25 protein-coding genes are annotated in these 24,880 nt (G+C 64.9%); all 25 read right to left on the bottom strand.

The features are described 5' to 3' along the window. Positions 1–154: 154 nt before the first annotated feature. Complete coding sequence (locus KQI11_RS10695) at positions 155–1,225, bottom strand: cell division protein FtsQ/DivIB (protein WP_216402100.1); 1,071 nt, start codon at positions 1,223–1,225, stop codon at positions 155–157. Positions 1,226–1,228: 3 nt separating this feature from the next. Continuing rightward, positions 1,229–2,470 (bottom strand): UDP-N-acetylglucosamine 1-carboxyvinyltransferase, encoded by a 1,242-nt coding sequence (locus tag KQI11_RS10690; protein ID WP_286172732.1) that lies wholly within the window; start codon positions 2,468–2,470, stop codon positions 1,229–1,231. A gap of 146 nt (positions 2,471–2,616) precedes the next feature. Next, positions 2,617–3,738, bottom strand: coding sequence for an undecaprenyldiphospho-muramoylpentapeptide beta-N-acetylglucosaminyltransferase (gene murG, locus KQI11_RS10685; RefSeq protein WP_185916608.1), 1,122 nt, complete (start codon positions 3,736–3,738; stop codon positions 2,617–2,619). 142 nt (positions 3,739–3,880) lie between these two features. After that, positions 3,881–5,053: a putative lipid II flippase FtsW gene (gene ftsW / locus KQI11_RS10680; RefSeq protein ID WP_353653972.1), complete on the bottom strand. Its 1,173-nt coding sequence runs from the start codon at positions 5,051–5,053 to the stop codon at positions 3,881–3,883. Positions 5,054–5,116: 63 nt separating this feature from the next. Beyond that, positions 5,117–6,127, bottom strand: coding sequence for a phospho-N-acetylmuramoyl-pentapeptide-transferase (gene mraY / locus KQI11_RS10675; protein ID WP_185916607.1), 1,011 nt, complete (start codon positions 6,125–6,127; stop codon positions 5,117–5,119). Between the two features lie 81 nt (positions 6,128–6,208). After that, the gene (locus KQI11_RS10670) at positions 6,209–7,582 is read right to left on the bottom strand and encodes a UDP-N-acetylmuramoyl-tripeptide--D-alanyl-D-alanine ligase (RefSeq protein WP_216402098.1); all 1,374 of its coding nucleotides are present in this window, start codon (positions 7,580–7,582) and stop codon (positions 6,209–6,211) included. After that, positions 7,579–9,024, bottom strand: a complete 1,446-nt coding sequence (locus KQI11_RS10665; RefSeq protein WP_216402097.1) for a UDP-N-acetylmuramoyl-L-alanyl-D-glutamate--2,6-diaminopimelate ligase — start codon at positions 9,022–9,024, stop codon at positions 7,579–7,581. The genes KQI11_RS10670 and KQI11_RS10665 overlap by 4 nt, the downstream gene beginning before the upstream one ends. 170 nt (positions 9,025–9,194) lie before the next feature. Further along, entirely contained in the window at positions 9,195–11,408 is a 2,214-nt protein-coding gene (locus tag KQI11_RS10660; protein WP_185916604.1) for a penicillin-binding transpeptidase domain-containing protein, read from the bottom strand. Positions 11,409–11,484: 76 nt separating this feature from the next. Continuing rightward, complete coding sequence (locus KQI11_RS10655; protein WP_185916603.1) at positions 11,485–11,955, bottom strand: hypothetical protein; 471 nt, start codon at positions 11,953–11,955, stop codon at positions 11,485–11,487. 1 nt (position 11,956) lies between these two features. Then, positions 11,957–12,919, bottom strand: a complete 963-nt coding sequence (rsmH, locus tag KQI11_RS10650; protein WP_216402096.1) for a 16S rRNA (cytosine(1402)-N(4))-methyltransferase RsmH — start codon at positions 12,917–12,919, stop codon at positions 11,957–11,959. Between the two features lie 23 nt (positions 12,920–12,942). Continuing rightward, entirely contained in the window at positions 12,943–13,365 is a 423-nt protein-coding gene (mraZ, locus tag KQI11_RS10645) for a division/cell wall cluster transcriptional repressor MraZ (RefSeq protein ID WP_021661164.1), read from the bottom strand. Between the two features lie 855 nt (positions 13,366–14,220). Continuing rightward, positions 14,221–14,673 carry an ATP synthase subunit B family protein gene (locus KQI11_RS10640; protein ID WP_216402095.1) on the bottom strand — a complete coding sequence of 151 codons (453 nt, stop codon included), beginning with the start codon at positions 14,671–14,673 and terminating at the stop codon, positions 14,221–14,223. Continuing rightward, entirely contained in the window at positions 14,670–15,161 is a 492-nt protein-coding gene (gene coaD, locus KQI11_RS10635; RefSeq protein WP_021661160.1) for a pantetheine-phosphate adenylyltransferase, read from the bottom strand. Before coaD ends, KQI11_RS10640 begins: the two co-directional genes overlap by 4 nt. Next, entirely contained in the window at positions 15,162–15,704 is a 543-nt protein-coding gene (gene rsmD / locus KQI11_RS10630; protein WP_021661159.1) for a 16S rRNA (guanine(966)-N(2))-methyltransferase RsmD, read from the bottom strand. 125 nt (positions 15,705–15,829) lie between these two features. Then, positions 15,830–17,650 (bottom strand): excinuclease ABC subunit UvrC, encoded by a 1,821-nt coding sequence (gene uvrC / locus KQI11_RS10625; RefSeq protein ID WP_216402094.1) that lies wholly within the window; start codon positions 17,648–17,650, stop codon positions 15,830–15,832. A gap of 84 nt (positions 17,651–17,734) precedes the next feature. After that, positions 17,735–17,998, bottom strand: coding sequence for an HPr family phosphocarrier protein (locus tag KQI11_RS10620; protein ID WP_021661156.1), 264 nt, complete (start codon positions 17,996–17,998; stop codon positions 17,735–17,737). Between the two features lie 216 nt (positions 17,999–18,214). Further along, positions 18,215–18,931 (bottom strand): DUF554 domain-containing protein, encoded by a 717-nt coding sequence (locus KQI11_RS10615; RefSeq protein ID WP_216402093.1) that lies wholly within the window; start codon positions 18,929–18,931, stop codon positions 18,215–18,217. After that, the gene (gene trmD / locus KQI11_RS10610; RefSeq protein ID WP_216402128.1) at positions 18,928–19,683 is read right to left on the bottom strand and encodes a tRNA (guanosine(37)-N1)-methyltransferase TrmD; all 756 of its coding nucleotides are present in this window, start codon (positions 19,681–19,683) and stop codon (positions 18,928–18,930) included. Before trmD ends, KQI11_RS10615 begins: the two co-directional genes overlap by 4 nt. Next, positions 19,683–20,183: a ribosome maturation factor RimM gene (gene rimM, locus KQI11_RS10605; protein WP_216402092.1), complete on the bottom strand. Its 501-nt coding sequence runs from the start codon at positions 20,181–20,183 to the stop codon at positions 19,683–19,685. Before rimM ends, trmD begins: the two co-directional genes overlap by 1 nt. A 90-nt stretch (positions 20,184–20,273) precedes the next feature. After that, positions 20,274–20,507 carry a KH domain-containing protein gene (locus KQI11_RS10600; RefSeq protein WP_059003917.1) on the bottom strand — a complete coding sequence of 78 codons (234 nt, stop codon included), beginning with the start codon at positions 20,505–20,507 and terminating at the stop codon, positions 20,274–20,276. A gap of 23 nt (positions 20,508–20,530) precedes the next feature. Next, positions 20,531–20,773, bottom strand: a complete 243-nt coding sequence (gene rpsP / locus KQI11_RS10595; RefSeq protein ID WP_021661151.1) for a 30S ribosomal protein S16 — start codon at positions 20,771–20,773, stop codon at positions 20,531–20,533. Between the two features lie 157 nt (positions 20,774–20,930). Next, positions 20,931–22,253, bottom strand: coding sequence for a signal recognition particle protein (gene ffh, locus KQI11_RS10590; protein WP_185916595.1), 1,323 nt, complete (start codon positions 22,251–22,253; stop codon positions 20,931–20,933). A gap of 18 nt (positions 22,254–22,271) precedes the next feature. After that, positions 22,272–22,634: a YlxM family DNA-binding protein gene (gene ylxM / locus KQI11_RS10585; protein WP_059003921.1), complete on the bottom strand. Its 363-nt coding sequence runs from the start codon at positions 22,632–22,634 to the stop codon at positions 22,272–22,274. A 465-nt stretch (positions 22,635–23,099) separates the two neighbouring features. Then, positions 23,100–23,432: a hypothetical protein gene (locus KQI11_RS10580; protein ID WP_216402091.1), complete on the bottom strand. Its 333-nt coding sequence runs from the start codon at positions 23,430–23,432 to the stop codon at positions 23,100–23,102. Between the two features lie 153 nt (positions 23,433–23,585). Continuing rightward, complete coding sequence (locus tag KQI11_RS10575) at positions 23,586–24,770, bottom strand: metal-dependent hydrolase family protein (protein WP_216402090.1); 1,185 nt, start codon at positions 24,768–24,770, stop codon at positions 23,586–23,588. Positions 24,771–24,880: the final 110 nt, after the last annotated feature.

The raw sequence follows: 24,880 nt of genomic DNA, 5'->3' as shown, positions 1-24,880 counted from the left end.
AGGGTTTTCATCTCCGCCGTGACGGCATTTTCAAAAAAATGTTTACCTACTCTTAAATTTAACAGATGTCACGAAAAATAGCAAGGGTTTTTTACACTTTCACACAGGAAACCGGGCTGCTCGCCGCCGGTTTTCGTCTCTTTTGCCACCCCTGTCACTGGGCGGCCCCCCCGTCCCCCTCGCCGGCGTCCTCCGGCTGTTGGGCGGGGGTCTCCCCCTCTTGCGGGGCCTCCTCCCCGCCCTCGGGGGCCGGCTCCTCGGCGGGCGGCTGCTGCTCTCCCCCGGCCGCGCCGTTGGCCGCCTCCAGCGCCTGCACGGCGGCGGTGCCGGTCTTGGCCGTCACCTTGCCGGGGATGGAGGCGTCGAGGATGGTGGGCTCGGGCGAGAGGTCCTTTTGCACAATGATCTCGCGCACCAGCTGCAGCTTGTACTCCAGCTGATAGTCCGACCCCAGCTTGACCAGGAAGTACTTTCCGACCCGCAGGGAGATGTTCTGGGTGTCGCTGAGGTCCACCGACTGCAGCCCTTCCAGCCCCACCGCGCTCACCGCCTGGTGGATGCCCTCCAGCAGGGGGAGCTTGTCCGGGTCGTCAAACTGCAGCGTCTCCCCCAGCTCGCCCTGCTTGGCCTTGACCCCGGAGATGACATAGACCCCCTCGGGCAGGGAGGCCTGGTTTTGGGCCATGATCCGCCCCGACTCGGAGAGGAGGGTGTAGCCGCCCCCCTCCTGCTTGACGGCGGTGCGGGCCACCGCGTCCTTGGCGGTGATGGTCACGGTGGTGGGGAGGGTGCGCCCCACCTGGATGTCGTCGAGGAGGGGGAACTTGCGGTAGAGGGCCTCCTGCACCTCCCCCGCCTTGAAGCGAAAGAGGTTTTCCCCAACGCTCACCGGGCAGCCGCCCTCGATCTGCTGGGCGCTGTAGGCGGTGATCTCCCCCTCAAAGCGGATGGTGTCGATTTTGAAGAAGATGGAGACGGCCACCGTCGCCCCCACCACCAGCAGGCAGCAAAACAGCAGGAAAAAGCGGAACGCCGCCTTTTTGCGGCGCCGCTTCTGCCGCTTTTGGGCGATCGTCCGCTTGATCCGCTCCCGCTCCTCCAACTCCTCCTGGGTCATGGCGACGGCCCGGTAAAAGCCCTCTTCGGTGTACCCGGTGTTGTGGGTGCGCGGGATGTCCCGGCGCTGTGCCTGTTTTTTGACCTGTTTTTTTGGCTTCTTTTTCATCTGCTAAACCTTTTCCATCCGTCCGCCCAGTGCCTGGACGGCTCTGTCCAACTGTTCATATCCCCGCAGGATGTGTTCGATGCCGCCGATCTCGCTCTGCCCTGCCCGCAGGGCGGCGATGCAGAGGGCCGCGCCCCCCCGCAGGTCCACCGCCTCGGCCCGCCCGCCGGTGTAGCGGCTGCCGCCGGGGATGCGGGCCAGCCTCGGGCTCTTGAGCTCCACCTCGGCGCCCAGCTTGCGCAGCTGGGGCAGGTAGGCAAAGCGGTTTTCAAAGACCGTCTCTCTCATTTCGGTCTCTCCCTGGGCGGCGGCCAGCACCGCCGTCAGCAGGGGCTGGATGTCGGTGGGCAGCCCCGGGTGGGGTGCGGTCACCAGCCCGCCCAGCCCCCGCAGCTCCCCCGTGGAGCGCAGGCCCACCCGGTCGTAGCGCAGGGCCAGCTCGCAGCCCATCTTCTGAAAGAGGGGGAGGATGTTGTAGAGGGTCATGGGGGTGGTGTTGGTGAGGGCGATCTCCCCCCCGCAGAGGGCGCCCATGCAGAGGTAGGTGGCGGCGGCGATGCGGTCCACCATCACCGTGTACTCGCAGCCGTGGAGGGGGCGCCCCCCCTGGATCTTCAGCTCCCCGGTCCCCATCCCCGCGATCTGGGCCCCACAGGCGGTGAGGAACTGGATCAGGTCCACCACCTCCGGCTCCCGCGCCGCGCCGCGCAAGACCGTCTCCCCCTGGGCGGCCACCGCCGCCAGCAGCAGGTTTTGGGTGGCCCCCACGCTGGGGAAGGGCAGCTCGATGACCGCCCCGGCCAGCCGCGGCCCCTCGATTTCAATGGAGCCGTTTGCCCGGCAGACCGCCCCCAGCCGCTCAAAACCGGAGAGGTGGTAGTCCAGCGGGCGGCGGCCCAGGTCGCACCCGCCGGGATAGGCGGCCTTCACCCGGCCAAAGCGGCCCAGCAGCGCCCCCATGAAGATGGAGGAGGAGCGCAGCGAATGGGTGAGCGCCGCGGGGAGGGGCCGGTAGTAGGCGCAGGAGGTGTCCACCTCCCACTCCCCTCCCGACCGCAGGACCCGGCAGCCCAGGTACTCGAGGATCGCCGCCATGCTGCGGGTGTCCGCCAGGTCGGGACAGCGGTGGAGGACCACCTTTCCCCCCACCAGAAGGGCCGCCGCCAAGATGGGCAGACAGCTGTTTTTAGACCCTTGCACGGCCAGTTCTCCCCGCAGGGGACGGCCCCCTTCCAATCGGTACATCGCCACAAAACCATCCCTTTCCGCCAGTGCTGTCCCCCTCTTGCAGGGGGTATGCACCAGGGTATGCCCGGGGTGGATTTTGTGTGATTTCGCCGTTTGGGCGGCCTATTTTCGCAAAAAGCGGGGCAAAAACGGCAGGCGGGATGCTACCGGGCCAGCAGCTCCGCCAGCTCCCGGTAGATGCGCTCGTTTGCGTCGACAATGGCCAGCTTGCTGCTGGCCCGGCCCCAGGCCTCGATGGTCTCGGGGTGCTCGATGAGGGAGCGCACCTTGGCGATGAGGGCCGGGCCGGTCAGGTCCTTCTCCTCAATGATGGCGGCGGCGCCCGCCCGCTCCAGCACCTGGGCGTTTTTGAACTGGTGGTTCTCGGCCACGTAGGGGGAGGGGATGAGGATGGCCGCCTTCCCCGCCGCCTCGATCTCCGAGAGGGTGATGGCCCCTGCCCGGGAGATGACGATGTCCGCCGCCGCCAGGCAGCGGTCCATGTCCTCTATGTACTCCCGGCAGTCCAGCCCCGGCCGGGGCAGTTCGACCCCGCCCGCCCGCAGCCGGGCGACAAAGGCGTCCCGCCCGCTCCCACCGTAGGCGTGGATGTGGCAGACGTTGGGGCAGTGCTTCTGGGTGTAGGCCATCAAGTCGGCCACCACCTCGTTGAGGGGGCGGGCCCCCAGGCTGCCGCCGAAGGAGAGGATGCAGATCTTCCCCTCCAGCTGGTAGTGGGCCCGGCTCTCCTTGGGCATGGCCAGCAGCACGCTCTCCCGGATGGGGTTGCCGGTGACCACGCAGTCCCCCTTGGGCTGCAAAAACCGCTGGGCCTCGGGCACCGCCAGCAGGACCTTGTCCACCTCTTTGGCCAACAGCTTGTTGGTGATGCCGGGGAAGGCGTTTTGCTCGTGGATGGCCGTCTTGATCCCCCGCTTGGCTGCCGCCTGCAGGATGGGTCCGGCCACATAGCCGCCGGTGCCCACCACCAGGTCGGGGGCAAAGTCCTTGAGGATCTTTTTGCAGCGGCCGGGCGAGGCCGCCAGGCAGCCCAGGGCCTGCAGGTTGTGGGCGATGTTGCCCGGCGAGAAAGAGCGCCGGAAGCCCAGCACCTTCATGGTGTAGAGGGGGTAGCCCTCCCTGCCCACCAGCCGCTCCTCCATCGAGCCCTTGTTGCCCACAAAGGCGATCTCGGCGTCGGGGTGGTGCTTTTTGATGGTGTTGGCGATGGCGATGGCCGGGTTGATGTGTCCGGCGGTGCCGCCGCCCGCTAAGAGTACGCGCATAGCTTCACTTTCTCCACTTTCTGCCGCCCCAGACGGCGGCTTTTCGCGGCCCGGTGAAAAGGGCCTTTGAAAATGCCAAAGCGCGAAAGGCGCTGGGCGGGCCCCGGACAGCGGGGCCCGCCGCCCCTTTCGCGGCAAACGGCTATTTTTTCTCGATGTTGGCGTGCCGGGAGACCGAGAGGACGATCCCCATCTCCCCCAGCAGCATCAGCAGCGAGGTGCCCCCGTAGCTGAAGAAGGGCAGGGAGATGCCGGTGTTGGGCACGGTGTTGGTGACCACGGCGATGTTGAGCAGCGCCTGCAGCCCCACCTGGAAGGTCAGCCCCAGCGCCAGCATGCTGCCGAATTTGTCCTTGGCCTTCATGGCGATGGCAAAGCCCCGCACCACCAGCAGGATGAAGAGGATGATGACGATCAGCCCCCCCACCAGCCCCAACTCCTCGCAGAGGATGGAGAAGATGAAGTCGTTGTGGGGCTCCGGCACGTAGAGGTGCTTCTGGCGGGAGTTGCCCAGCCCCAGCCCGAACACCCCGCCCGAGCCGATGGCCAGCAGCGACTGCACCGTCTGCCAGCCGTCGCCCTGCTTGTCGATGAAGGGGTTTTGCCACATCTCCAGCCGGGGGATGGCGTGTTCCAGCAGCGGGGTGAAGAGGAGGAGGAAGGCCAGCGCGCCGACGATGGCCACCCCGCCCATGACGAACCACTTGGTGCCGGTGCCGCCGACAAACATCATGGTGAAGCCGATGGTGACGATGAGGATGGTGCCCGACAGGTGGGGCTCCAGCACCATCAGCCCGCAGATGACCGCCAGAACCGCCATAAAGGGCAGCACCCCGTAGCGGAAGGTCTGCAGCCGCTTATAGTTGACGTTGATCAGGTGGGCAAAGAGGACGATGACGGCGAACTTGGCCACCTCCGAGGGCTGAAAGGTGGTGAAGCCCAGGTTGATCCAGCGGCGGGCGTTGTTGAGGGGCTCCATAAAGAGCACCACGATCAAGAGCACCACCGAGAGGCCGATGAGGATGTAACTGAACTTCTCGTAGATGTGGTAGTCGATCTTGGAGATGGCCAGCATCATGGTGACCCCGCCCACGGCGAAGATGCCCTGGCGGAGGATGAAGTGAAAGGAGTTGCCGTAGTTGTAGTAGGCAAAGGCGTAGCTGGCCGAGAACAGCATCACCAGCCCAAAGACCACCAGCACCAGCACCAACACCAAAAAGGTGGTGTCCATCTGGCCGGATTTCCGGACGGCCTGGCCGCCGCTCCCCCGCTCCTCGCGAATTTGCTTGCGCAGTTCCCGATTCCGCTTTTTCACCCGCGATCACCCCATTTCTCACACCGGCGGGCAACGCCGCCGCTCACACTGTCCGCTCTTCCCTCACATCCCCAGCACCCAGAAGACCGCCAGCACGCAGCCGGCCAGGGCCACCAGGGAAAAGACCGTCACGATCTTGACCTCGCTCCACCCGCTCATCTCGAAGTGGTGGTGGATGGGGGCCATCTTGAAGACCCGCTTGTGGGTCAGTTTGTAGCAGCCGATCTGGATGATGTCCGAGAGGGTCTCGCAGATGTAGACGATCCCGGTGAAGACCAGCACCACCGGCAGCCCGATGCCAAAGGCCATGGCCACCACGATGCCCCCCAAAAAGAGGGAGCCGGTGTCCCCCATAAAGACCTTGGCAGGGTGGAAGTTGTAGAGCAGGTAGCCGATGCAGCCGCCGGCCACCGCCGCCGCCAGCAGGGTGAACCCGGCATAGCCCAAGATCCCCGAGAGGACCAGGAAGCCCAGGGCCACCACAAAGGTCACCGAGCCCGAGAGCCCGTCGATGCCGTCGGTGAGGTTGACGGCGTTGACCGTGCCCACAATGATGAAGAGGGCCACCGGCCAGTAGAGCCAACCCAGTTCCACCGCGCCGAAGAAGGGGACGCGCAGGGCGGTGGAGCGGCTGCCGGAGAAGTAGAGGGCCATCAGGTAGACCGCGCCGATGAGCAGCTGCAGCAGGAACTTCTCCCGCGCCCGCAGCCCCATGTTGCGCTTTTTCACCACCGAGATGTAGTCGTCCAAAAAGCCGACGAACCCAAAGCCCAGGGCCATCAAAATGCCGTAGATCAGCCGGCTCCACTGCTGGGCGCCCACCGTCTGCAGGGCGGTCTTATCCCCCCAAAACAGGGTGCAGGCCCCCAGGGCGGTGGCCACCACGATGCCGATGATAAACATGATGCCCCCCATGGTGGGGGTGCCGCCCTTGTCCTTGTGCCAGGTGGGGCCGATCTCCTTGATGGTCTGGCCGTAGTGCAGCCGCTTTAAAAAGGGGATCAAAAAATACCCGGTGACGGCGGTGATGACAAAGGCGGACACCGCCGCCAATACCACTGGTAGTTGACTCATTGCTTCCCTCCCGGCAGCGCCCAGGGCGCCGCCTTCTCCTCTCTTTTTGCCCGTTTTTTCCGGCTTCTATTCCAAATCAGCTCACTCCATCGCCCCGTAGACGATCTCCAGCACCTCTTCCAGCTTCATCCCCCGGCTGCCCTTGACCAAAACGCAGTCCCCGGGGGCCAGCCAGCGGCAGAGCTCCTCGGCCAGCCGGTCCTTTTCGTCAAAGCAGAAAACCGCCTTGCAGCCGGCCTCCCTCGCCCCTTCGGCGATCAGCCGGGCCTGCTCCCCGTAACAAAACAGGGCGTCGATCCCCTCGGCCGCCGCGTCCCTGCCCACCTGCCGGTGCATCTGGGCGGAGCGCTCGCCCAGCTCCAGCATGTCGGCCAGGACGGCGGCCTTGCGGGCGCCGCTGAAATTCTGCCCCAGCAGGGCGAGGCTGGCCCGCATCGAGTCGGGGCTGGCGTTGTAGCAGTCCTCGATGACGGTGATGCCCGCCAGCTTCTTCACCCGCTGGCGCATGCCGGCGGTCTGGTAGTCCTCCAGCCCCGCCACCGCCGCCGCCCGCTCAAAGCCAAAGGCCTCGGCCGCCCCCAGGGCCAGCAGGGCGTCGTAGACGTTGTGCTGCCCCAGGCAGGGGATGCAGGCGGGGTAGGCCGCGCCATCGGCATAGTGTACCACAAAGTGGGTGCGGTCGGTGTCGGAAGAGAGGGCGTCGGCCCAGATGTCGGCGTCCCGGTCGCACAGGGAGATGCGGATGATCCGCCGGGCGCCGTCGGCCCGCTCCACGGTGGAGAGCAGGTCGTTGTCCTCGTTGAGGACCAGGGTGCGCACCCCCTGCAGCCCCCGGGTGATGCTCAATTTCTCGGCGAGGATGTTCTCCCGGGTGCCCAGCTTCTCCAGGTGGGAGACGCCGATGTTGGTGAGCACCGCCACCTCGGGGCGCACCGCCCGGGTCATGGGCTCGATCTCGCCAAAGCCGCTCATCCCCATCTCGATGACCGCCAGCCGGGTGTCGTCCGTCAGCCCAAAGAGGGTGCGGGGCATCCCGATCTCGTTGTTCTGATTGCCCTCGGTCTTGAGGGTCTTGCCAAAGGGGGAGAGGGCGGCGTAGAGCATCTCCTTGGTGGTGGTCTTGCCCACGCTGCCGGTGACCCCCACGCAGCGCACGTCAAAGAGCTGGCGGTAGAGCCCGCCGATCTGGATCATGGCGTCCAGGGTGTTGGGGCAGACCAGGCAGGGTCTGCCCTCCACGGCAAAGGCCGGGTCGGAGAGGACGGCGGCCGCCGCCCCCTTTTCAAAGGCCTGGGCCACAAAGGCGTGGCCGTCAAAGCGCTCCCCCCGGATGGCCACGAAGAGGCTCCCCTCCCCGATGGCGCGGGTGTCGCTGCTGATGTCAGAGACCGTCAGCTCCCCGGTGTACAAGGCGCCGATGGCCTCGGCGATGGCCTGCAGGCGCAGTGGTTTCATGGGCGCTCCCTCCTCTCTTCCAGGGCCCGCTTGACGATCTCGTGCTCGTCGAAGTAGACGGTGCAGGTGTCAATGGCCTGGTAGTTCTCGTGTCCCTTCCCGCAGAGGACCACCACGTCCCCCGGCCCGGCCTCGTCGATGGCCCAGCGGATGGCGTAGTAGCGGTCCACCTCCAGGTGGTAGGGGACGCCCCGGTCCCGTACCCCGGCGACGGTGTCCTCCAAAATCACATAGGGGTCCTCGTCCCGGGGATTGTCCGAGGAGATGACCATCAAGTCGGCGAAGTCGGCCACCGTGTTTGCCATCTTGGGGCGCTTGGTGCGGTCGCGCTTGCCCGCGCAGCCGAAGAGGACGATCAGCCGCCGCTTGACAAAGGGCTTGATGGTCTCCAGCAGGTTTTGCAGGGCGTCGGGGGTGTGGGCGAAGTCGCAGATGACGGTGAAGTCGCCGCTGTAGAGCACCTCCGCCCGGCCGTAGACCCCCTTGCAGTGGCACAGGCCCTTGGCCACCACCGCCAGGGGCAGCCCCAGGGAGAGGCAGACCCCGGCCACGCTCAGGACGTTGTAGACGGAGAAGAGGCCGGGCATCTTGATGTCCACCGGGCAGCGCTCCCCCCGGTAGCAGAGGGTGAAGGAGACCCCGTCGGCCCGCTGGCAGACGTCGCTGGCCGTCAGATCGGCCTCCCCCTGGGCCGAGCAGGTCAGCACCGGGATGTCGGTCAGCTGGGGGATGCGGCGGCCGTAGGGGCAGTCGAGGTTGGTGACCGCCCGCCGGCACTGGGCGAAGAGTTTGGCCTTGGCCTGAAAGTAGTTTTCCAGGGTGCCGTGGTAGTCCAGGTGGTCCTGGGAGAGGTTGGTGAAGGCCCCCACCTGAAAGGTGACCCCGGCCAGCCGGTTTTGGTCCAGCGCCTGGGAGCTGGCCTCCATCACCGCGTACTCGCACTCCGCCCGGCACATGTTGGCCAGCAGGCCGTGCAGGTCGTCGGGCTCGGGGGTGGTGAATTTGGCCGGCAGCTTCACCTCGCCGATCTCGTTTTGAATGGTGCCGATGAGCCCCACCTTGGCGCCGGTGTACTCCAGCACCTGCTTGATGAGGGTGGTAACGGTGGTCTTGCCGTTGGTGCCGGTGACGGCGATCATCTTCAGCCGGTCGGCGGGGAAGCCGTTGAAGGCCGCGCAGAGGGCGCCGTAGACCGCGCGGGTGTCCTCCACCAGCAGCTGGCAGGGCAGCCCCAGATCCCGCTGGGCCACCACGCAGACCGCCCCCTTCTCCACCGCCTGGGCGGCAAAGTCGTGGCCGTCGGCGCTGCCGCCGACGATGCAGCAAAAGACGCTGCCCTCCACCGCCTTGCGGGAGTTGGACACCACCGACGCCACCTGGGCGTCGCCGGCAGCGGCCGGGGCGGGCAGCCCCGCCGCCTGTAAGAGTTCTGCTAAAACCATTGCGCTACTGCCTCCAACCGTTTTGGATTTCCGGGTCTGGCCGCCCCCGCCCGGCCCCGCCAAGCGGGGGGCGGAGAGGCCGGCCTTTGGGGGGGCGAAAAGGCCCCTCTAAAAGTAAATAGTATACTCCATTTTGCCCGCCAATGCAAAGCGGGCCGTCTTTTTTGGGGCTAGTCGCCGGTGTCGTCGCTGACGGTCTTATCCCGCAATTCCACCGTGACCACCGTGCCGATGGGCACTTCCTCCCCCTCGGCCACCGACTGGGCCACCGAGACCGAGCCGGTGTTGTCCGAGCCGCCGCCGGAAAATTTGATGTTGATCTTGGCGTTGGTGGCCACCTGGTTGACGGTAGAGGCCGACATCCCCACCAGGTTGGGCACCCGGGTCATGGTCTGCTCGGCGTCCTCCTCGGTGTAGAGGGTGATGGTGGAACCCGCCGGGATGGCGGTGCCGGCCGCCGGGTACTGCTTGACGACCGAGTCGCCATTCCCGACCTTGTTGTACTTGAAGCCCTTGGCCCGCAGGTCGGTCTCGGCCGCCTCCACCGTCTTGTCGGTGACCTTGGGGGCCGACACCATGGCCGCGGCGTCCCCCTCCTCGTACTGGGGGTCGATGCCGATGTAGGGCAGGATGTCCGCCATCAGCTTGCCCACCGACGGCGCCACCAGCGAGGAGCCGTAGATGCTGTAGGAGTGGGCCTCATCCAGGAACATCAGCACCAGGATCTGGGGGTCGTCCACCGGGGCAAAGGCCAGGAAGGAGGCCACGTAGGACGACTCCTGCCCGGAGCTCAACTTCTGGGAGGTGCCGGACTTGCCGCCGATGCGAAAGCCCTTGACGTAGGCGTTTTTGCCCGAGGCGTTGGGGTCGGCGATGACGTGTTCCATGATCTCGGCGATCTGCTTGGAGGTGGACTCGCTGATGACCTGGCGCACCTCGGTGGGCTCGTAGTTTTCCACCACGTTGCCGTCTTTGTCCTGGATCTGCTTGACCACGTGGGGCTGGTAGAGGTGCCCGCCGTTGACCACGGCGCACATGGCGGTGGCCATCTGCAGCGGGGTCACCGAGTTGGTCTGGCCAAAGGAGCTGGAGGCCAGGTCTACGGCGCTGAAGGTCTCGTGGTAGATGCTCTGCGCCTCGCCGGGCAGGTCGATGCCGGTCTTTTCGGTGAAGCCGAAGGCCTTGAAGTAGGTGGCGAACTTCTCCGCCCCCAGCTTTTCGGCGGTCATCATGAAGCCGGGGTTGCAGGAGTTCTTCATGATCTCCATGAAGTTCTGCTGCCCGTGGCCGCCCTTGGCATAGCTGGCGCACTTGATCATCCGCCCGGCGACCATGTAGTAGCCCGGGCAGTAAAAGCTGCTGTTCTGGTCCACGACCCCCTCTTCCAGGGCGGCGGAGGCGGTGATGGGTTTAAAGACCGAGCCGGGCTCGTAGAGGTCGTTGAGGACCTTGTTGCGCCACTGGCGGGAGCGCTCGTTGGCGAGGGCGGTCTTGAGTTCGTCCCCCTCCAAATTGGCCACCCGCTCCTGGGCGGCCGGGTCGTAGAGCTCCATCGGCTCGTTGGGGTCAAAGTCGGGCTTGGTGGCCATGGCGAGGATCTCGCCGGTCTTGACGTTCATGACGATGCCGCCGCCCCGCTCGGAGGCGTGGTGTTCGTCCACCGCCTCCTGGAGGTATTTCTCCAGATAGTGCTGAATGACCTCGTCGATGGTGAGGACCACCGTGTTGCCCTGCACCGCGTCGTAGATCTTCTCGTACTCGAAATCCATCTCGGTGCCGCGGGCGTTCTTGGCCGAGACCACCCGCCCCGGGGTGCCGGTGAGGAATTTGTCGTAGTAGCTCTCGACCCCGGCCAGGCCCTGGTTGTCGCTGCCGACAAAGCCCAGCACGGTGGAGCAGAAGTTGCCGTAGGGGTAGTAGCGCTTGGTGTCCTCGGCGGTGTAGATGGCGCCAATCTTGTTGTCGCTGGCAAACTGGAGCACCTTGTCGACGGTCTCTTTGTCCACCTTTTTCTTGAGGTACTCGTGGAAGTTGCTCTTGTGGCTCTTCTCGAGGATCTCGTCCTTCTCGACCTCTAAAATGGCAGAGAGCCCGGAGGCGATCAGTTCCCTCTGGGCGTCGTCTTTGATGTCGTTGGGGGAGAGGATGACGTTCCACACCGTGTTGGAGGTGGCCAGGACGTTGCCGTTGCGGTCGGTGATGTCGCCCCGGGTGGGGTTGATGACCGTGTCGCGCAGCTGCTGTTCGCTGGCCAGGTCGCGGTACTCCTTCCCCTTGAAGATCTGTATATTCACCAGGCTGCCGAACACGGTGCCAAAGCCGATGATCACCACCAAAAAGAGGATGATATAGACCCGCATGTGCATCTTTTTCGTCGGTTTCATAGTGCAGCTCTCTGCCCCCTTTGCCAAAAAAAGGGTCAAGATTTTCTCTCAACCCTCTCAACTCATTCCTATTGGATTAAAGGCCCAGGTATTCCTTTATTTTGCTGCCGATGGTCCCCAGGATGCCCTTGGCCGGGGAGTCGTTTTTGGCCACATAGACCTTGTTCTCCTGGTTGAGACTGACGTACTCGACCTGCTGGTTGTCCACCTTGACCAGCCCCAGGGTGTTCTGGGCGTATTCCTCCACGTGGGCGAGGGACATCTTGCTCTCCACCTGCATGTTCAGCCGGGTGGTCTCGCTCCGGGTGCTCTCCAGTTCGGTCTTGGCCGCCCGCAGGTCGTCCCCCAGCTCCACCAACTGCACCCGGGAGTAGAGCATCATCCCCGCGAGGATGACGATCACCGCTGCCAGCAGGATCTTGGCCGCCGGGGTGCTCTTTTTCTGGGGCAGGGGCTTCTCGTTCTTGATGACCCGCATCCGGGGCTCCCGGTTTTCAAAGAGCGACAGGTCGTAGGCCTGCGCCTCGCTGGTGTTTCGCACGATCACTTCATCCTCTCTCTGTGGGAATGGGCCCGCCCGCCTCCGGCAGCTTTTCGATGACCCGCAACTTGGCGCTGTGGCTGCGCGGGTTCTCGGCCAGCTCTTCCGGGGTGGCGGTGATGGGTTTCTTGTAAATCAGCCTGCCCCGCGGCTTCTTGCCGCAGACGCAGACGGGAAAGTCGGGCGGGCAGGTACAGCCCACCGTCCAACTGGCAAACTGGCGCTTCACCATCCGGTCCTCCAGGGAGTGGAAGGTGATGACGCAGAAGCGCCCGCCCGGGGCCAGCCGGTCAAAGATGGCCTCCATCCCGGCGGCCAGGCTCTCAAACTCCCCGTTGACCTCGATGCGGATGGCCTGAAAGGTCTGCCGGGCAGGGTTTTTCTCTTTTCGCCGCACCGCGGGTGGGAGGGCCGACTTGACCGCTTCCACCAGCTGGGCGGTGGTTTCAATGGGGTGCTGTTCCCGGAGCCGCTCGATCTTGCGGGCGATCTGCCGGGCGTACTTCTCCTCGCCGTAGGCGAAGAGGATGCGGGTCAGTTCTTCGGGGGAATAGCCGTTGACCACGTCGTAAGCCGAGAGGCCGGACTGGCTCATCCGCATGTCCAGCGGGGCGTCCGCCCGGTAGGAAAACCCCCGCTCGGGGGTGTCCAGCTGGTGGGAGGAGACCCCCAGGTCCAGCAGGGCGCCGTCGATGGCCTTGATGCCCAGCTCGTCCAGGGCGGGGGCGGCGTTTTTAAAGTCCTCCTGCACCACCTGGGCGCAGGGGTAGGGGGCCAGCCGCGCGCTGGCGGTCTTGACCGCGTCGGGGTCCTTGTCCAGGGCGATGAGCCGGCCGGTCGTGAGCCGCTTGGCGATCTCCCGCGAGTGGCCGGCGCCGCCGGCCGTGCCGTCCAGGTAGATGCCGGCGGGGTCGATGGCCAGGTTCTCCAGGCACTCCCCCAGCAGCACCGGTTTGTGGGAAAATTCCACCGGCTCTCTCCCCCCTCTGCGGGCTAGAAGCCCAGCTCGTCCATGATCCCGGCGATGTCGTCGGAATCGAGTTTGGCGCACTCCGCATCCCAGCGGGACTTGTCCCAGATCTCGGCGTGGTTGGAGGCGCCGACCACCACCACGTCCTTTTCCAGCCCGGCGTATTCCCGCAGGGCCGCGGGCAGGAGGATCCGCCCCTGCTTGTCCGGCTCGCACTCCACCGCGCCCGCAAAGAGGATGCGCTGGAAGGGCCGGGCCTTGGACATGGGCAGACCCTTGATTTTTTCGGCGAGGAGGTTCCACTCTTCGTAGGAATAGGCGGCCAGACAGGCGTCGCCCAGGCTCTTGGTCACCACAAAGCGCACCCCTAAATCGTCCCGCAGCCGGGCCGGAAAGATCATCCGCCCCTTGGGATCGATGTTGTGGCTGTACTCCCCGATGAGCATCTCCTCACCCCCTTTGTGGTGTTTCGTGCCTTTTTCCACCACTTTTCACCACTTGAACCTATTATAGGGCCCGTCCCCTCAAAAATCAAGGGCCGGGCTCGTTTTTTTGGAATGTTTACATTTCCAATTGTTTCCTTAACCGCCGTTTTTTCAGGTTGTTTTTCACAAAAACGACAGAACAACTTCTCTTTTTTGTGCGCGCTTTTCCAGTCCTTTCCTCTCTCCCTCGGGCGGTGGGGGAAAGTGGAGGGAGGGGTCGCCGGTGGGAGGAGGAGGAGGAGGTCTCTCCTTTTTTAGAGAGGCAACAGGGGCATTGAGCGCCCCCTTTGCCAGGATTGAGCGTCCCCTTGGCCGGGAGAAAGGGGACTGCGCGGGCGTCCGAGAGCTGCCCCTCTTTTTCCCTGGCTGGGCGCGCCCGGAAAACACAGGGCATATTTCTCCCCCTGGACCGCCTTCTCCCCCAAAAGCGGTTTGCCGCAAAAGCGCACAAAGACGGCTGTTCAGAGGAGGATTCCCCCTTCTCCTCTCCACACCGCCACCGCCCGGCACCGGCGGGATGCCCTCCGCACGGCGGCGCTCCACCCCCTTCCCCGCGGGTGGGATTGGAAAAGCAAAGACGGCTCCCCCTCCAAATGGGTGTTTGCCCCCCGGCAGAAGTTGCCGCAGACGGAAAGGGCGATCGTCCCCCTCCTCCCTCTCCCGACCACAGCGGGAGGGGCGGTTGGCACCGGCAGGGCGCTCCTCCGCGCGACCGCGCCATCCCCGCCGGTCCGGCAGACCGCCCCCGGCCCGCAAAAAAAGCGCCGCGGGGGACCGATTGGGTCCCCCGCGGCGCGAACGCAGGCAGAACAGGCGCTATTTCTTGCGGCCCCGCAGCTTGGCGCGGGTCTCCTTGACCTCCTCCATCGAGGCCACCAGGAACTGCTCGGTGCTCTTCATCAGGTTGTCGGCAAACTCGGTGGCGGCCTGCCGCATCTCCCGGGCCTGCATCTGGGCCTGGCTGATGATCTCGGCCGCCTTCTGCTGGGCGGCCTTGGTCAGGTCGTCCTGGTTGACGATGGCGCGGGCCTTGTCCTCGGCCTTTTTGACGATGGAGGCCGCCTCCTTCTTGGCGGTGGAGATGATCTCGGCCCGGTCGTTGACAATGGCCTTGGCCTGGCGCACCTCGGCCGGCAGGTTGAGGCGGATGTCGTCGGTCAGCTCCCGCATCTTCTCAATGTCCACCACCCGGCGGCCGCCGGAGAGGGGCAGGGTCCAGGCATCCTCCAGGGCCTCGTCCAGCAAATCCAAAATCTCGTCGATGTTCATTTTGACACTCCTTTACTCAACCGCTGTTTGATGGGCTCGATGATCGCCTGGGGGACAAAGTCGTCGATGTCGCCGCCAAAGGCCGCGATCTGCTTGACCAGGCTGGAACTGAGGTACATGTACTTGGAATTGGTGTTGAGGAAGATGGTCTCCAGCTGGGGGTCGAGCTTTTTGTTGGCCAGGGCCATCTGAAATTCGTACTCAAAGTCGCTGACGGCCCGCAGGCCGCGGATGGAGGCGGTGGCCCCCACCTGCCGGGCGTAGTCCACCAGCAGCCCCTGGTAGGCGTCCACCTCGACATTTGCCAGGTCGCCGGTGACCGCCCGGATCAGCTCCACCCGCTCCTCCACCGAGAAGGCGGTGCGCTTGTCGGGGTTGACCGAGACCAGCACCACCACCCGGTCAAAGAGGCGGGAGGCCCGCAGGATGATGTCCAGGTGGCCCTTGGTGATGGGGTCGAAACTGCCGGGGCAGAGGGCGGTGCGCATCTACTCCTCCCCCTTCTGGTAGAGGGAGATGACCGTCTTGCCGTAGCGGTAGCTCTTCTGTTTGAGGAGGAGGCCGTAGCTCTCCTCCAAGGGCAGGTCCCGCTCGCCCTCCACCAGCACCTTGCCGCCGGGGGCCAGCACCGGCGCCAGGGCGGCGAGGATCTCGCCGTACTGGCCGCAGTGGTAGGGGGGGTCGACAAAGACGAAGTCAAAGCGCTCCCGGCAGCGGGCCAGGTAGGCCAGGGCGTCGGCCTGCAGGATGCGGGCCCGCTCGGCCACCTTGGCGGCCTGGACGTTGCGCTTGATCACCTCTTGGCTGCGGCGGTCCTGGTCCACAAAGACGCAGAGGCTGGCCCCCCGGCTGAGGGCCTCGATCCCCAGCTGGCCGGAGCCAGCAAAGAGGTCGAGGGCGGTGCGGCCGGGCAGCTCAAAGTGGATGGCGCTGAACAGCCCCTCCTTCACCCGGTCGGCGGTGGGGCGGACATCCTGCCCGGGGACCGTCTCCAGCTTGACGCCCCGGGCCGTTCCGGTAATGACTCTCATGGCAGATTCCTCGTGCGGACGGCCCGGGCGCGCCCGGTGGTCCGCTCTCTCCTGTTACTGTTCATATTATCCCGAATGGGAAAGGGGTTGTCAAGTTTTTTCGACAGCCTTTGCAGGGGCTGGCACTACTTCCCATTGAAGTAGTTGTAGACGGCCAGGGCGGCGCTCTTGGGCAGCTTGCCCCGGTCCATCAGCACCTGCACCGGCGCCAGGGAGATCTCCTCCAGCGACTGAAAGGCCCCCAGCAGCTGTTTGGCCCGCTTTTCCCCCACCCCGGGGATGTTGGTCAGCTCCGACTTGAGGGCCGAGTTCTTGTGCAGCTTGCGCTGGTAGGAGATGGCGTAGCGGTGCACCTCGTCCTGGATGGTGGTGACCAGCTTGAAGGCCGCCTTGAAGGAGGAGAGGGCCACCTCCGAACCGTCCAGGGCGATGGCCCGGGTGCGGTGCTTCTGGTCCTTGACCATCCCGAACACCGGGATCTGCAGCCCCATCTCGGCCACCAGGGGGCGGATGGCCGAGACGTGCCCCTTGCCGCCGTCGAGGAGGATCAGGTCGGGGGTGGTGGCAAAGCCCTCGTCGGCGTCGCCGTTTTTCAGCCGGGTCAGCCGGCGGGTGAGGGCCTCTTTCATGGAGGAGTAGTCGTCCTGCCCCACCACCGTCTGGATCTTGAAGCGCTTGTAGGCCCGGCGGTAGGGGCGGCCGTCCTTGAAGACCACCATCCCGCACACCTTGTAGCTTTCCCCCAGATTGGAGATGTCATAACTCTCGATATAGGCGGGGGGTTCTTCCAGCCCCAGCAGTTTGGCCAGCTCGTCCAGGGCGGCGATCTCCCGCGCCGGGCGGCGGCTGCGGTAGGAGATGCCGGTGACCGCGTTGTCGTAGGCCATCTTCACCAGCCGCAGCTTCTCCCCCCGCTGGGGGAGAAGCAGTTCGGCCTTGCTCCCCCGCCGCTCGCTCAGCAGCTGCTCGATGAGGGGGCGGTCGGGCAGTTCCAGCTCCAGCAGCACCTCCTTGGGCAGGTCGGCGCGGGTGGTGTAGTAGCGGGCCACAAATTCGTTGAGGATGTCGGTGGGGGCGCCGTCGTCCTTTAAAAGGTACTCGTCCTTGTCGGAGAGGCGGCCCTGGCGGAACTTGAGGACCACCACGCAGACCTTTCCCTCCCCCTTGGCCAGGGCGATGGCGTCCATGTCCACCTTGCTCTCAAAGACCACCTTCTGCCGCTCGTTTAGCCGCTGCAGCGACTGCAGCTGGTCCCGCACGGCGGCGGCCTTCTCGAATTCCAGGTTCTCGCTGTATCGCTGCATCTCCGATTGCAGGTCTTTGATGATCTTGTCGGCCCCGGTGGTGATGTAGGCGATGGCCCGGTCCACCATCTCCCGGTACTGGGCCTGGCTGATCTTGCCGGTGCAGACCCCGCAGCACTGCTTGATGTGGTAGTTGAGACAGGGCCGCTCCCGGCCGATGTCCTGGGGGAAGCGCTTTTTGCAGCTGGGCAGCAGAAAGGCCTTTTTGGCCAGCTCCACGCTCTGGGTGACGATGAAGGAGCTGGTGTAGGGGCCGATGTAGGTGCTGCCGTCGTCGATCTTCTGCTTGGCGGCCTGGATGTCGGGCCAGTCGCCGGGGGTGATTTTGATGTAGTGGTAGCCCTTGTCGTCCTTCAAGAGGATGTTGTACTTGGGGCTGTACTGCTTGATGAGGCTGCACTCCAGCACCAGGGCCTCGAACTCGCTCTGGGTGACGATGAAGTCGAAGTCGTTGACGTGCATCACCATCTGGTAGACCTTGGGCAGGTGGCTCTCCACCGCCATGAAGTAGCTGGAAACCCGGTTTTTCAGCTTTTTGGCCTTGCCCACATAGATGACCTTGCCGGTCTTGTCCTTCATGATGTAGACCCCCGGCTCCAGGGGCAGCTGATGGGATTTCTGCCGCAGCTGTTCCAGTGTCATGGCGCTCCTCCTCCCGCTCTGCAAAGACGCAAAAAAGGCGCAGCCGGAAAGGCCCGGCGGCGCCCGATCGCATATCCCAAATGCCTACTCTTTAAAGCCAGACTCCACCAGGGCCACCAGGGCCTCAACGGCCTGCTGCTCGTCGCTGCCGTCGGCCAGGATGCGGATGGCGGTGTCCCCCACGATCCCCAGGGAGAGGACGCCCAGCAGGCTTTTGGCGTTGACCCGGCGCTCGTCCTTCTCGACCCAGATGGAGGACTTGAACTCGTTGGCCTTCTGAATAAAGAAGGTGGCCGGGCGAGCGTGCAGACCGACCTGGTTTTCTACAACAACATCTTTCACAAACATAGCGATAGACTCCTTGTCCGTAAATTCTGCCCCCGCTTGTCTTGGGGCGGTGTGGCTGACTTCCCCCGGCCGTGTGCCGGGACATTTTGGATACACTGCGATTTTCAAACGACCTCATTATAGCAATCCCCATGGGATTTGTCAGCAGCTAGAGGGGATTTTCTGCTTTTGCGATAATACCGCCACTTTCCCGGCGACGGGCTTTGTACAACATTTCTACATTTTTATAAACATCATCAGCAGGTTGTACAGTGGCGGTACAAAGATGGCGGGCAGCAAATTGGCCGTTTTGATCCGCTCGCCAAAGAGGAAGTTGATGCCGATGACCAGGATGATGGCGTTGCCCACCATGGAGATCTGCCCCATGAGGGCGTCGGTCATCAGGGGGGCCAGGGCCCCGGCCCCCAGGGTCAGCGCCCCCTGGTAGAGGAGGACCGCCAGGGCGGCAAAGCCCACGCTGGGCCCCAGGGAGGCGGTGAGGACCGCCGCCGAGACCAGGTCGAGGGTGCTCTTGACCAGGAGGATGCTGTAGTCGCCGGTGAGCCCCTCCTCCAGCGCCCCGAGGATGGCCATGGCCCCCACGCAGAAGATGACCGCCGCCGGCACGAACCCCTGGGCAAAGCCCTTGATCTTGAGTTTGCGCTCCACAAAGCCGCCGAACCGGCCCAGCCGGTCGTCGATCTTCAGCAGTTCCCCTGCCAGGACCCCCAGCACCAGGCTGACTAGGAGGAGCAGCCCCCCGTCGAAGGAGACCGCGCCCCCCTCCACCCGGCCCATGGCGCCCAGGGTGCCGGTGAGGCCGATGAGGACGACCGCCAGCCCCATGGTCTTCATCACCGCGTCCTCGATGCGCTGGGGGATCCCCTTTTTGCAGAGGAAGCCGACGCCGGTGCCCAACAGCACCGTGCCCACGTTGATCAGGGTGCCGATCATACCGTCTCCTCCCACTCCCCGCCGGGCGCTTCCAGGGCCTCTAAAAAGGCCCGGTCCGCCCCGTCCAGGGGGGCTGTTTGTAGCATGTCGGGGCGCTTTTTCCAGGTGTTGCGCAGGGCTTCCTCCCGCCGGTAGCGCTGGATGTTGGCGTGGTGCCCCGAGAGGAGGACCGGCGGCACCTCCCTGCCCTGCCAGACCGGCGGGCGGGTGTACTGGGGGTACTCCAGCAGCCCGTTCCAGTGGCTCTCCTCGGTGAAGCAGTCCTCGCTGGAGAGGACCCCCGGGCACAGCCGCACCACCGAGTCCACAAAGGCCATGGCGGCGATCTCCCCCCCGGTGAGGACAAAGTCCCCCAGGGAGATCTCCTCGTCGACGATCTCGTCGAGGACCCGCTGGTCCACCCCCTCGTAGTGCCCGCAGAGGACAAAGAGGGACCCCTCCCCCGCGTACTCCCGGCTCACCTGCTGGGTGAGGACCCGCCCCTGGGGCGACATGTAGACCGCCTTGGGCCGGCCCCCCCGCTGGGCGCAGACCGCCTCAAAGCAGCGGAAGATGGGCTCGGGCTGCATCACCATCCCCATCCCCCCGCCGTAGGGGTAGTCGTCCACCCGGCCGTGCTTGTCCAGGGTGTAGTCGCGGATGTTGTGGCAGCGGATGTCCACCAGCCCGTCGGCCATGGCCCGGCCGATGATCGACTCCCCCAAAACGGCCATCACCATCTCGGGGAAGATGGTGGCGATGTCGATCGTCATCATTCAAACAGCCCCTCCAGCGGGCGGATGCGCATCTCCCCGGCGGCCAGGTCGATGGTCAGCACCACCTCTTTGATGGCGGGGATCAGGGTGACGCGCCCCTCTTTTTCAATGTGGTAGACGTCGTTGGCCCCGGTCTGGCTGACCTCGCAGAGGGTGCCGTAGCATTCGCCAGTGTCGGCGTCCTTCACCGTCAGGCCCACCAGGTCCTGCACGAAAAAGCTGCCCTCGGGCAGCTGCACGTCGCCCCGGTCCATGTAGAGGACCTTGCCGATGTAGCGGGTGGCCTGCTCCACCGTGTCGATCCCCTCGAACTTGCAGACCACCACGTTTTTGTGCACCCGGCTGCGCTCGATTTGCAGGGTCTCGGCCCGGCCCTCGGTGAAGAGCCGCTCAAAGCCCAGCAGAAAGTCCGGCGAATCGCACCAGGGCTGAATGCGCACCTCGCCGCGCACCCCGTGGGTGGTGACGATCTTCCCCACTTCCAAATCCTGTTTCATCTCGTCCTCCCTCGGCCGCACCAGAGGCGGCCCCATAAAGGCAGTAGGGAAAGCAAAGTCGCCCTCGCTTTCCCTACGGTGTGAAGTTCCCTAGTCGATGTCCACCTGGACCTTTTCGCCGACGCGAACAGCGGCCGCCCGCATCACAGTGCGAATGGCTTTGGCGATCCGCCCCTGCTTGCCGATGACCCGGCCCATGTCGTCGGCCGCCACGTGGATGTGGTAGACGGTGACGCCCTCTTCATTGGGCTCGTCCTTCTGCACCTGGACGGCGGCCTTGTCCTCGACCAGGCCGGTCACCAGGGTGATGAGCAGTTCTTCCATGCCACAGACCTCCTCGGGCAAAATTACTCAGCGCTCTGCTGTTTGAGCAGGCTCTTGACGGTGTCGGTGGGCTGGGCGCCGTTGGCGATCCACTTCTGGGCCTTCTCCATGTCGATCTTCACCACTTTGGGGTCTTTGGTCGGGTCGTAGTAGCCCAGCTCCTCAATGAAGCGGCCGCCGCGGGGGTAGCGGGAGTCGGCCACGACGATGCGGTAAAAGGGGGCTTTCTTGGCGCCCATCCGGCGCAGTCTGATTTTTACTGCCATGATACAATTCCTCCAATGATGTTGTTCTCTTTATTGCTGTGCAATAAATGGGGTCGGCGGCTGCAAGGCCGCGCTCTTTTATAGCACCGGCCGGTCTCCCGGGCCGGAATCTACCAATAAAAAAGTTACACAGGGGTTACATGAGGTTACAAAAGGGTTACATAAAGGGCATCATCCGCCGCCGCTTGCCGGGGCGGCTGAACTGCTTCATCAGCTTGCTCATGGTCTCGAACTGCTTGAGCAGGCGGTTGACGTCCTCCACCCGGGTGCCGCTGCCGGCGGCGATGCGCCGCTTGCGGCTGGGGTTGATGAGCTTGGGCTTGGCCCGCTCGGCCGGGGTCATGGAGCAGATGATGGCCCGCACCTGGTCCATCTGGCGGTCGTCCAGGTCGGCCCCGCTGAGCTTGTTTCCGATCCCCCCGGGGAGCATGCTCACGATCTGCTGCAGGCTGCCCATGTTCCGCATCTGGTCGAGCTGGACGAGCATGTCCTCCAAATCGAACTTGTTCTTGCGGAACTTCTCCTCCATGGCCTTTTGCTGCTTTTCGTCGAACTGGGTCTGGGCCTTTTCGATGAAGGTGAGCACGTCCCCCATCCCCAGGATGCGGGAGGCCATCCGGTCGGGGTAGAAGGGCTCCAGGTCGTCCAGCTTCTCGCCGGTGCCCGAAAACTTGATGGGCTTGCCGGTGACCGCCTTGACCGAGAGGGCCGCGCCGCCCCGGGTGTCGCCGTCGAGTTTGGTGAGCACCACGCCGGTGATCTCCAGCAATTGGTTGAAGCTCTCGGCCACCGAGACGGCGTCCTGGCCGGTCATGGAGTCGATGACCAGCAAGATCTCGTCGGGCCCGACCGCCGCCTTGATGGCGGCCAACTCGGCCATCAGGGCCTCGTCGATGTGCAGCCGGCCGGCGGTGTCGAGGATGACGATGTCGTTGCCGTAGTCCTTGGCGTGGGCCAGGGCCTTTTTGGCGATCTCCACCGGGTCGCCCTGCCCCATCTCAAAGACCGGGACCCCGGCCTGTTCGCCCACCACCTGCAGCTGTTTGATGGCCGCCGGGCGGTAGACGTCGCAGGCCACCAGCAGCGGGCGGTGCCCCTGGCTTTTGAGCAGCTTGCCCAGCTTGCCCGAGTGGGTGGTCTTGCCCGAGCCCTGCAGGCCGCACATCATAATGACGCAGGGCGGCTTGGAGGGGATGTGCAGCCGGCTGACCTCCCCCCCCATGAGGGAGATGAGCTCTTCGTGGACGATCTTGATGACCTGCTGGGCCGGGGTCAAACTCTCAAAGACGGCGGCGCCCACCGCCCGCTCGGTCACCGCGTCCACAAACTGCTTGGCGACCTTGTAGTTGACGTCCGCCTCCAGCAGGGCCAGGCGGACCTCCCGCATGGCGGTCTTGACGTCCTTCTCCCCCAGCTTGCCCTTCTGCTTCAGCTTTTTAAAGGCGGCGGACAGCTTTTCAGACAGTCCTTCAAAGGCCACGGTGTTTCCCCCTTTCCCCTATTCGCCGATCTCTTTGACGGTCTCCAGTATCGCCTTGACCGACCGCTCGATCTCGGCGGAGGAGTTGTAGTTGTCGTTGAGCAGCGAGATGTTCTTGGCCTCCTGGGTGATCCGCTCCAGCCCCTGGTACATCTGGCGGTAGCGGCGGCAGAGGCCCAGCTTCTCCTCCATCTCCAGCAGGGTGGCCTCCCCCCTCTTGATGGAGTCGCGCACCCCCTGGCGGGTGATGCCGGTGTTCTCGGCGATCTCGCCCAGGGAGAGGTCCTGGTCGTAGTAGAGGACGATGCAGTCGCGCTGCTTCTCGGTGAGCAGCTCCCCGTAAAAGTCGCACAGCAGGGCGATCTCCAAATTTTTGGACACGGGCCGCTCCCCCCTCTCAAAAAGACACGCCGGAGGCCCGGCACTGGGCCATCAGCGTGTAAAGTGTTTTTCTTTACATTGAGTATAGCAAAGCCCTGGTCCCCTGTCAAGGCCTTTCGCTTTACCAATTGCAACTTTCGTCAAAAAAGAAGGGGGTATTTTGTGCAGGCGACCCCATTTTTTCTGCCCGCAGACAAAGGCGGTCACCTTTTCGACCCCGGCGCAGGAGAATTCGGTCGCGGCCTCGGCCAGCTTTTGCAGCCCCTGCGCCCCGCAAAAGCGGTGGTTGCAGCCGGTGTCGGTGTGGGCGCAGAAGCGCTCGATCCCCCCGCCGGCAGAGTGCTCCCCCAAATGTCGGTAGAGCTGGTTGCCGATGTCCCGGCCGCGGCAGCTCTCGTCCACGGGGAAGAGGGAGAGCTCGGCGCCAAAGGGGCAGCCGACCGACCGGTGCAGGGCGGCCAGGGTCTAGCCGTGGCCCGACCACTCCCCGTTCCCCCTGCGGAAGGAGCGGTCGAAGAGGAGGGGGACGGCGTGGCGGAGGGCGCGAAGGGAAGTCCCCCCGTGCCACCGCTTCCTGCCCTTGCGGCAGTCGGCCCCCACAATGACCCCCGCCGGCCGGCTCTCCCGCAGGGCCACACAGGTGTAGCTCTGCCGCAGCGGGCAGGAGAGCAGGTAGCTCTGCCCGAAGCGGTCGGCCCCTTTTGAGCTCCCTGTGAACTGGCCAGTCTTCCGGGTATCGACGGCGACGCGGCCCAGCGCGGCGCAGCCGGGCGGCTGGATGCCCCGGCGGGCGATCACCTGTTTTTCCCTTTCTCCCATGGCGGGCGGGTCGACCGCAAAAAGTACACATAGGGTGTCCTCTCTCCCCCCGCCTGTCGACCCCCCGCCCTGTATAAAAAAGGGGGCGGAGCCCCTCGCTCCGCCCCCTGAGAGGGACGCTTTTCCCCGGCGCTAGGCCCGGTAGACGATCTCCCCGTCCTTGATGGTCATCCGGTTGTCGGTGACGGTGGCGATGGTTTGCAGCGGGTCGTCCCGGTAGACGGCAAAGCAGGCCCGCTTGCCCGGGGTGATGGAGCCCAGGCTGTCCTCCACCCCGCAGAGTTTGGCCGACTCGATGGTGCCGATGCGCAGCGCCTCGAGGGGGGTGAGGCCGCCCTTTTCCACCATCAGCACGTACTCGCTGCAGCTGTTTTCCGGCGGGTTGGACGGGGTGCCCGCGTCGGTCCCCATGCAGATCTTGACCCCGGCGGCGTAGGCGTCTTTGAAGGAGCGGATGTGGGAGTCGATGACCTCTTTGGTCTTGCGGATGACGTAGTCGGGCTGTTTGACCGGGCTGTCGCCGTAGAGGATGAAGTGGCTGGCCGCCAGGGTGGGGCAAAACCAGGTGCCCTGCTCCACCATCCGGCCGATGGTCTCCCCGTCCAGGTAACAGCCGTGCTCGATGGAGTCGATGCCCGCCCGCACCGAGTCGCGGATGCCCGAGGCCCCCTGGGCGTGGGAGCAGACCTTGGCCCCGCACTTGTGGGCCTCTCTGACCACGGCCTCCATCTCCTCGAGATCCATCTGCTGGGCGCCGGGCTCCACCCCCTTGGTCATGATGCCGCCGGTGGCGATGACCTTGATCCAGTCGGCCCCGGCCCGCAGCTGGTCCCGGGTGGCCTTGCGCATCTCCTCCGCCCCGTCGGCCTGCAGGCCGCAGAGGGTCCAGCTGTGCCCGCCGGTGATGCAGATGCAGCGGCCGCAGGCGAGCATGTCCGGCCCCTGCACCCGCCCGGCGCGGATCTCGTCGCGCAGCAGGATGTCGATGCCCGAGTAGCCGCCCACGTCCCGGATGAAGGTGACCCCCGCCTTGAGAAAGCCCTGCAAGCTCTTGATGGCCAGCAGGGTCAGCCGGGCGTCGCTGCCGCCGATGAGGCCCATGTCGGCGTCGCTGCTGATGGTGATGTGGGTGTGGCAGTTGAAGGCGCCGGGGGCCAGGTACTGGCCGCCCATCTCCACCACCTGGCAGCCCTCGGGCAGGGGGCCCACCTCCCCGACCGCGGCGATCCTGCCGTCCTCCACCAGCACGTCGCCGGCAAAGCAGCGGCCCTCCAAGACGTCCACGATGTTGGCGTTTTTGAAACAGACCTGTTTCACCGTTTTCACTCCTCCTTCGCCGGCCGCAGGGGCCGGCCTTTTTTGCAAGTATGACACCCGCCGCGCCGTTTGTCCAACCCGGAAACCCCTTGCAAGCCCGCTTTCAAAAA

Source organism: Acetanaerobacterium sp. MSJ-12 (assembly GCF_018917875.1).
Classification (GTDB): Bacteria; Bacillota; Clostridia; order Oscillospirales; family Ruminococcaceae; genus Bittarella; species Bittarella massiliensis.
The sequence above is the reverse complement of the archived record's forward strand: the minus strand, read 5'-3'. Positions and strand labels throughout refer to the sequence as shown.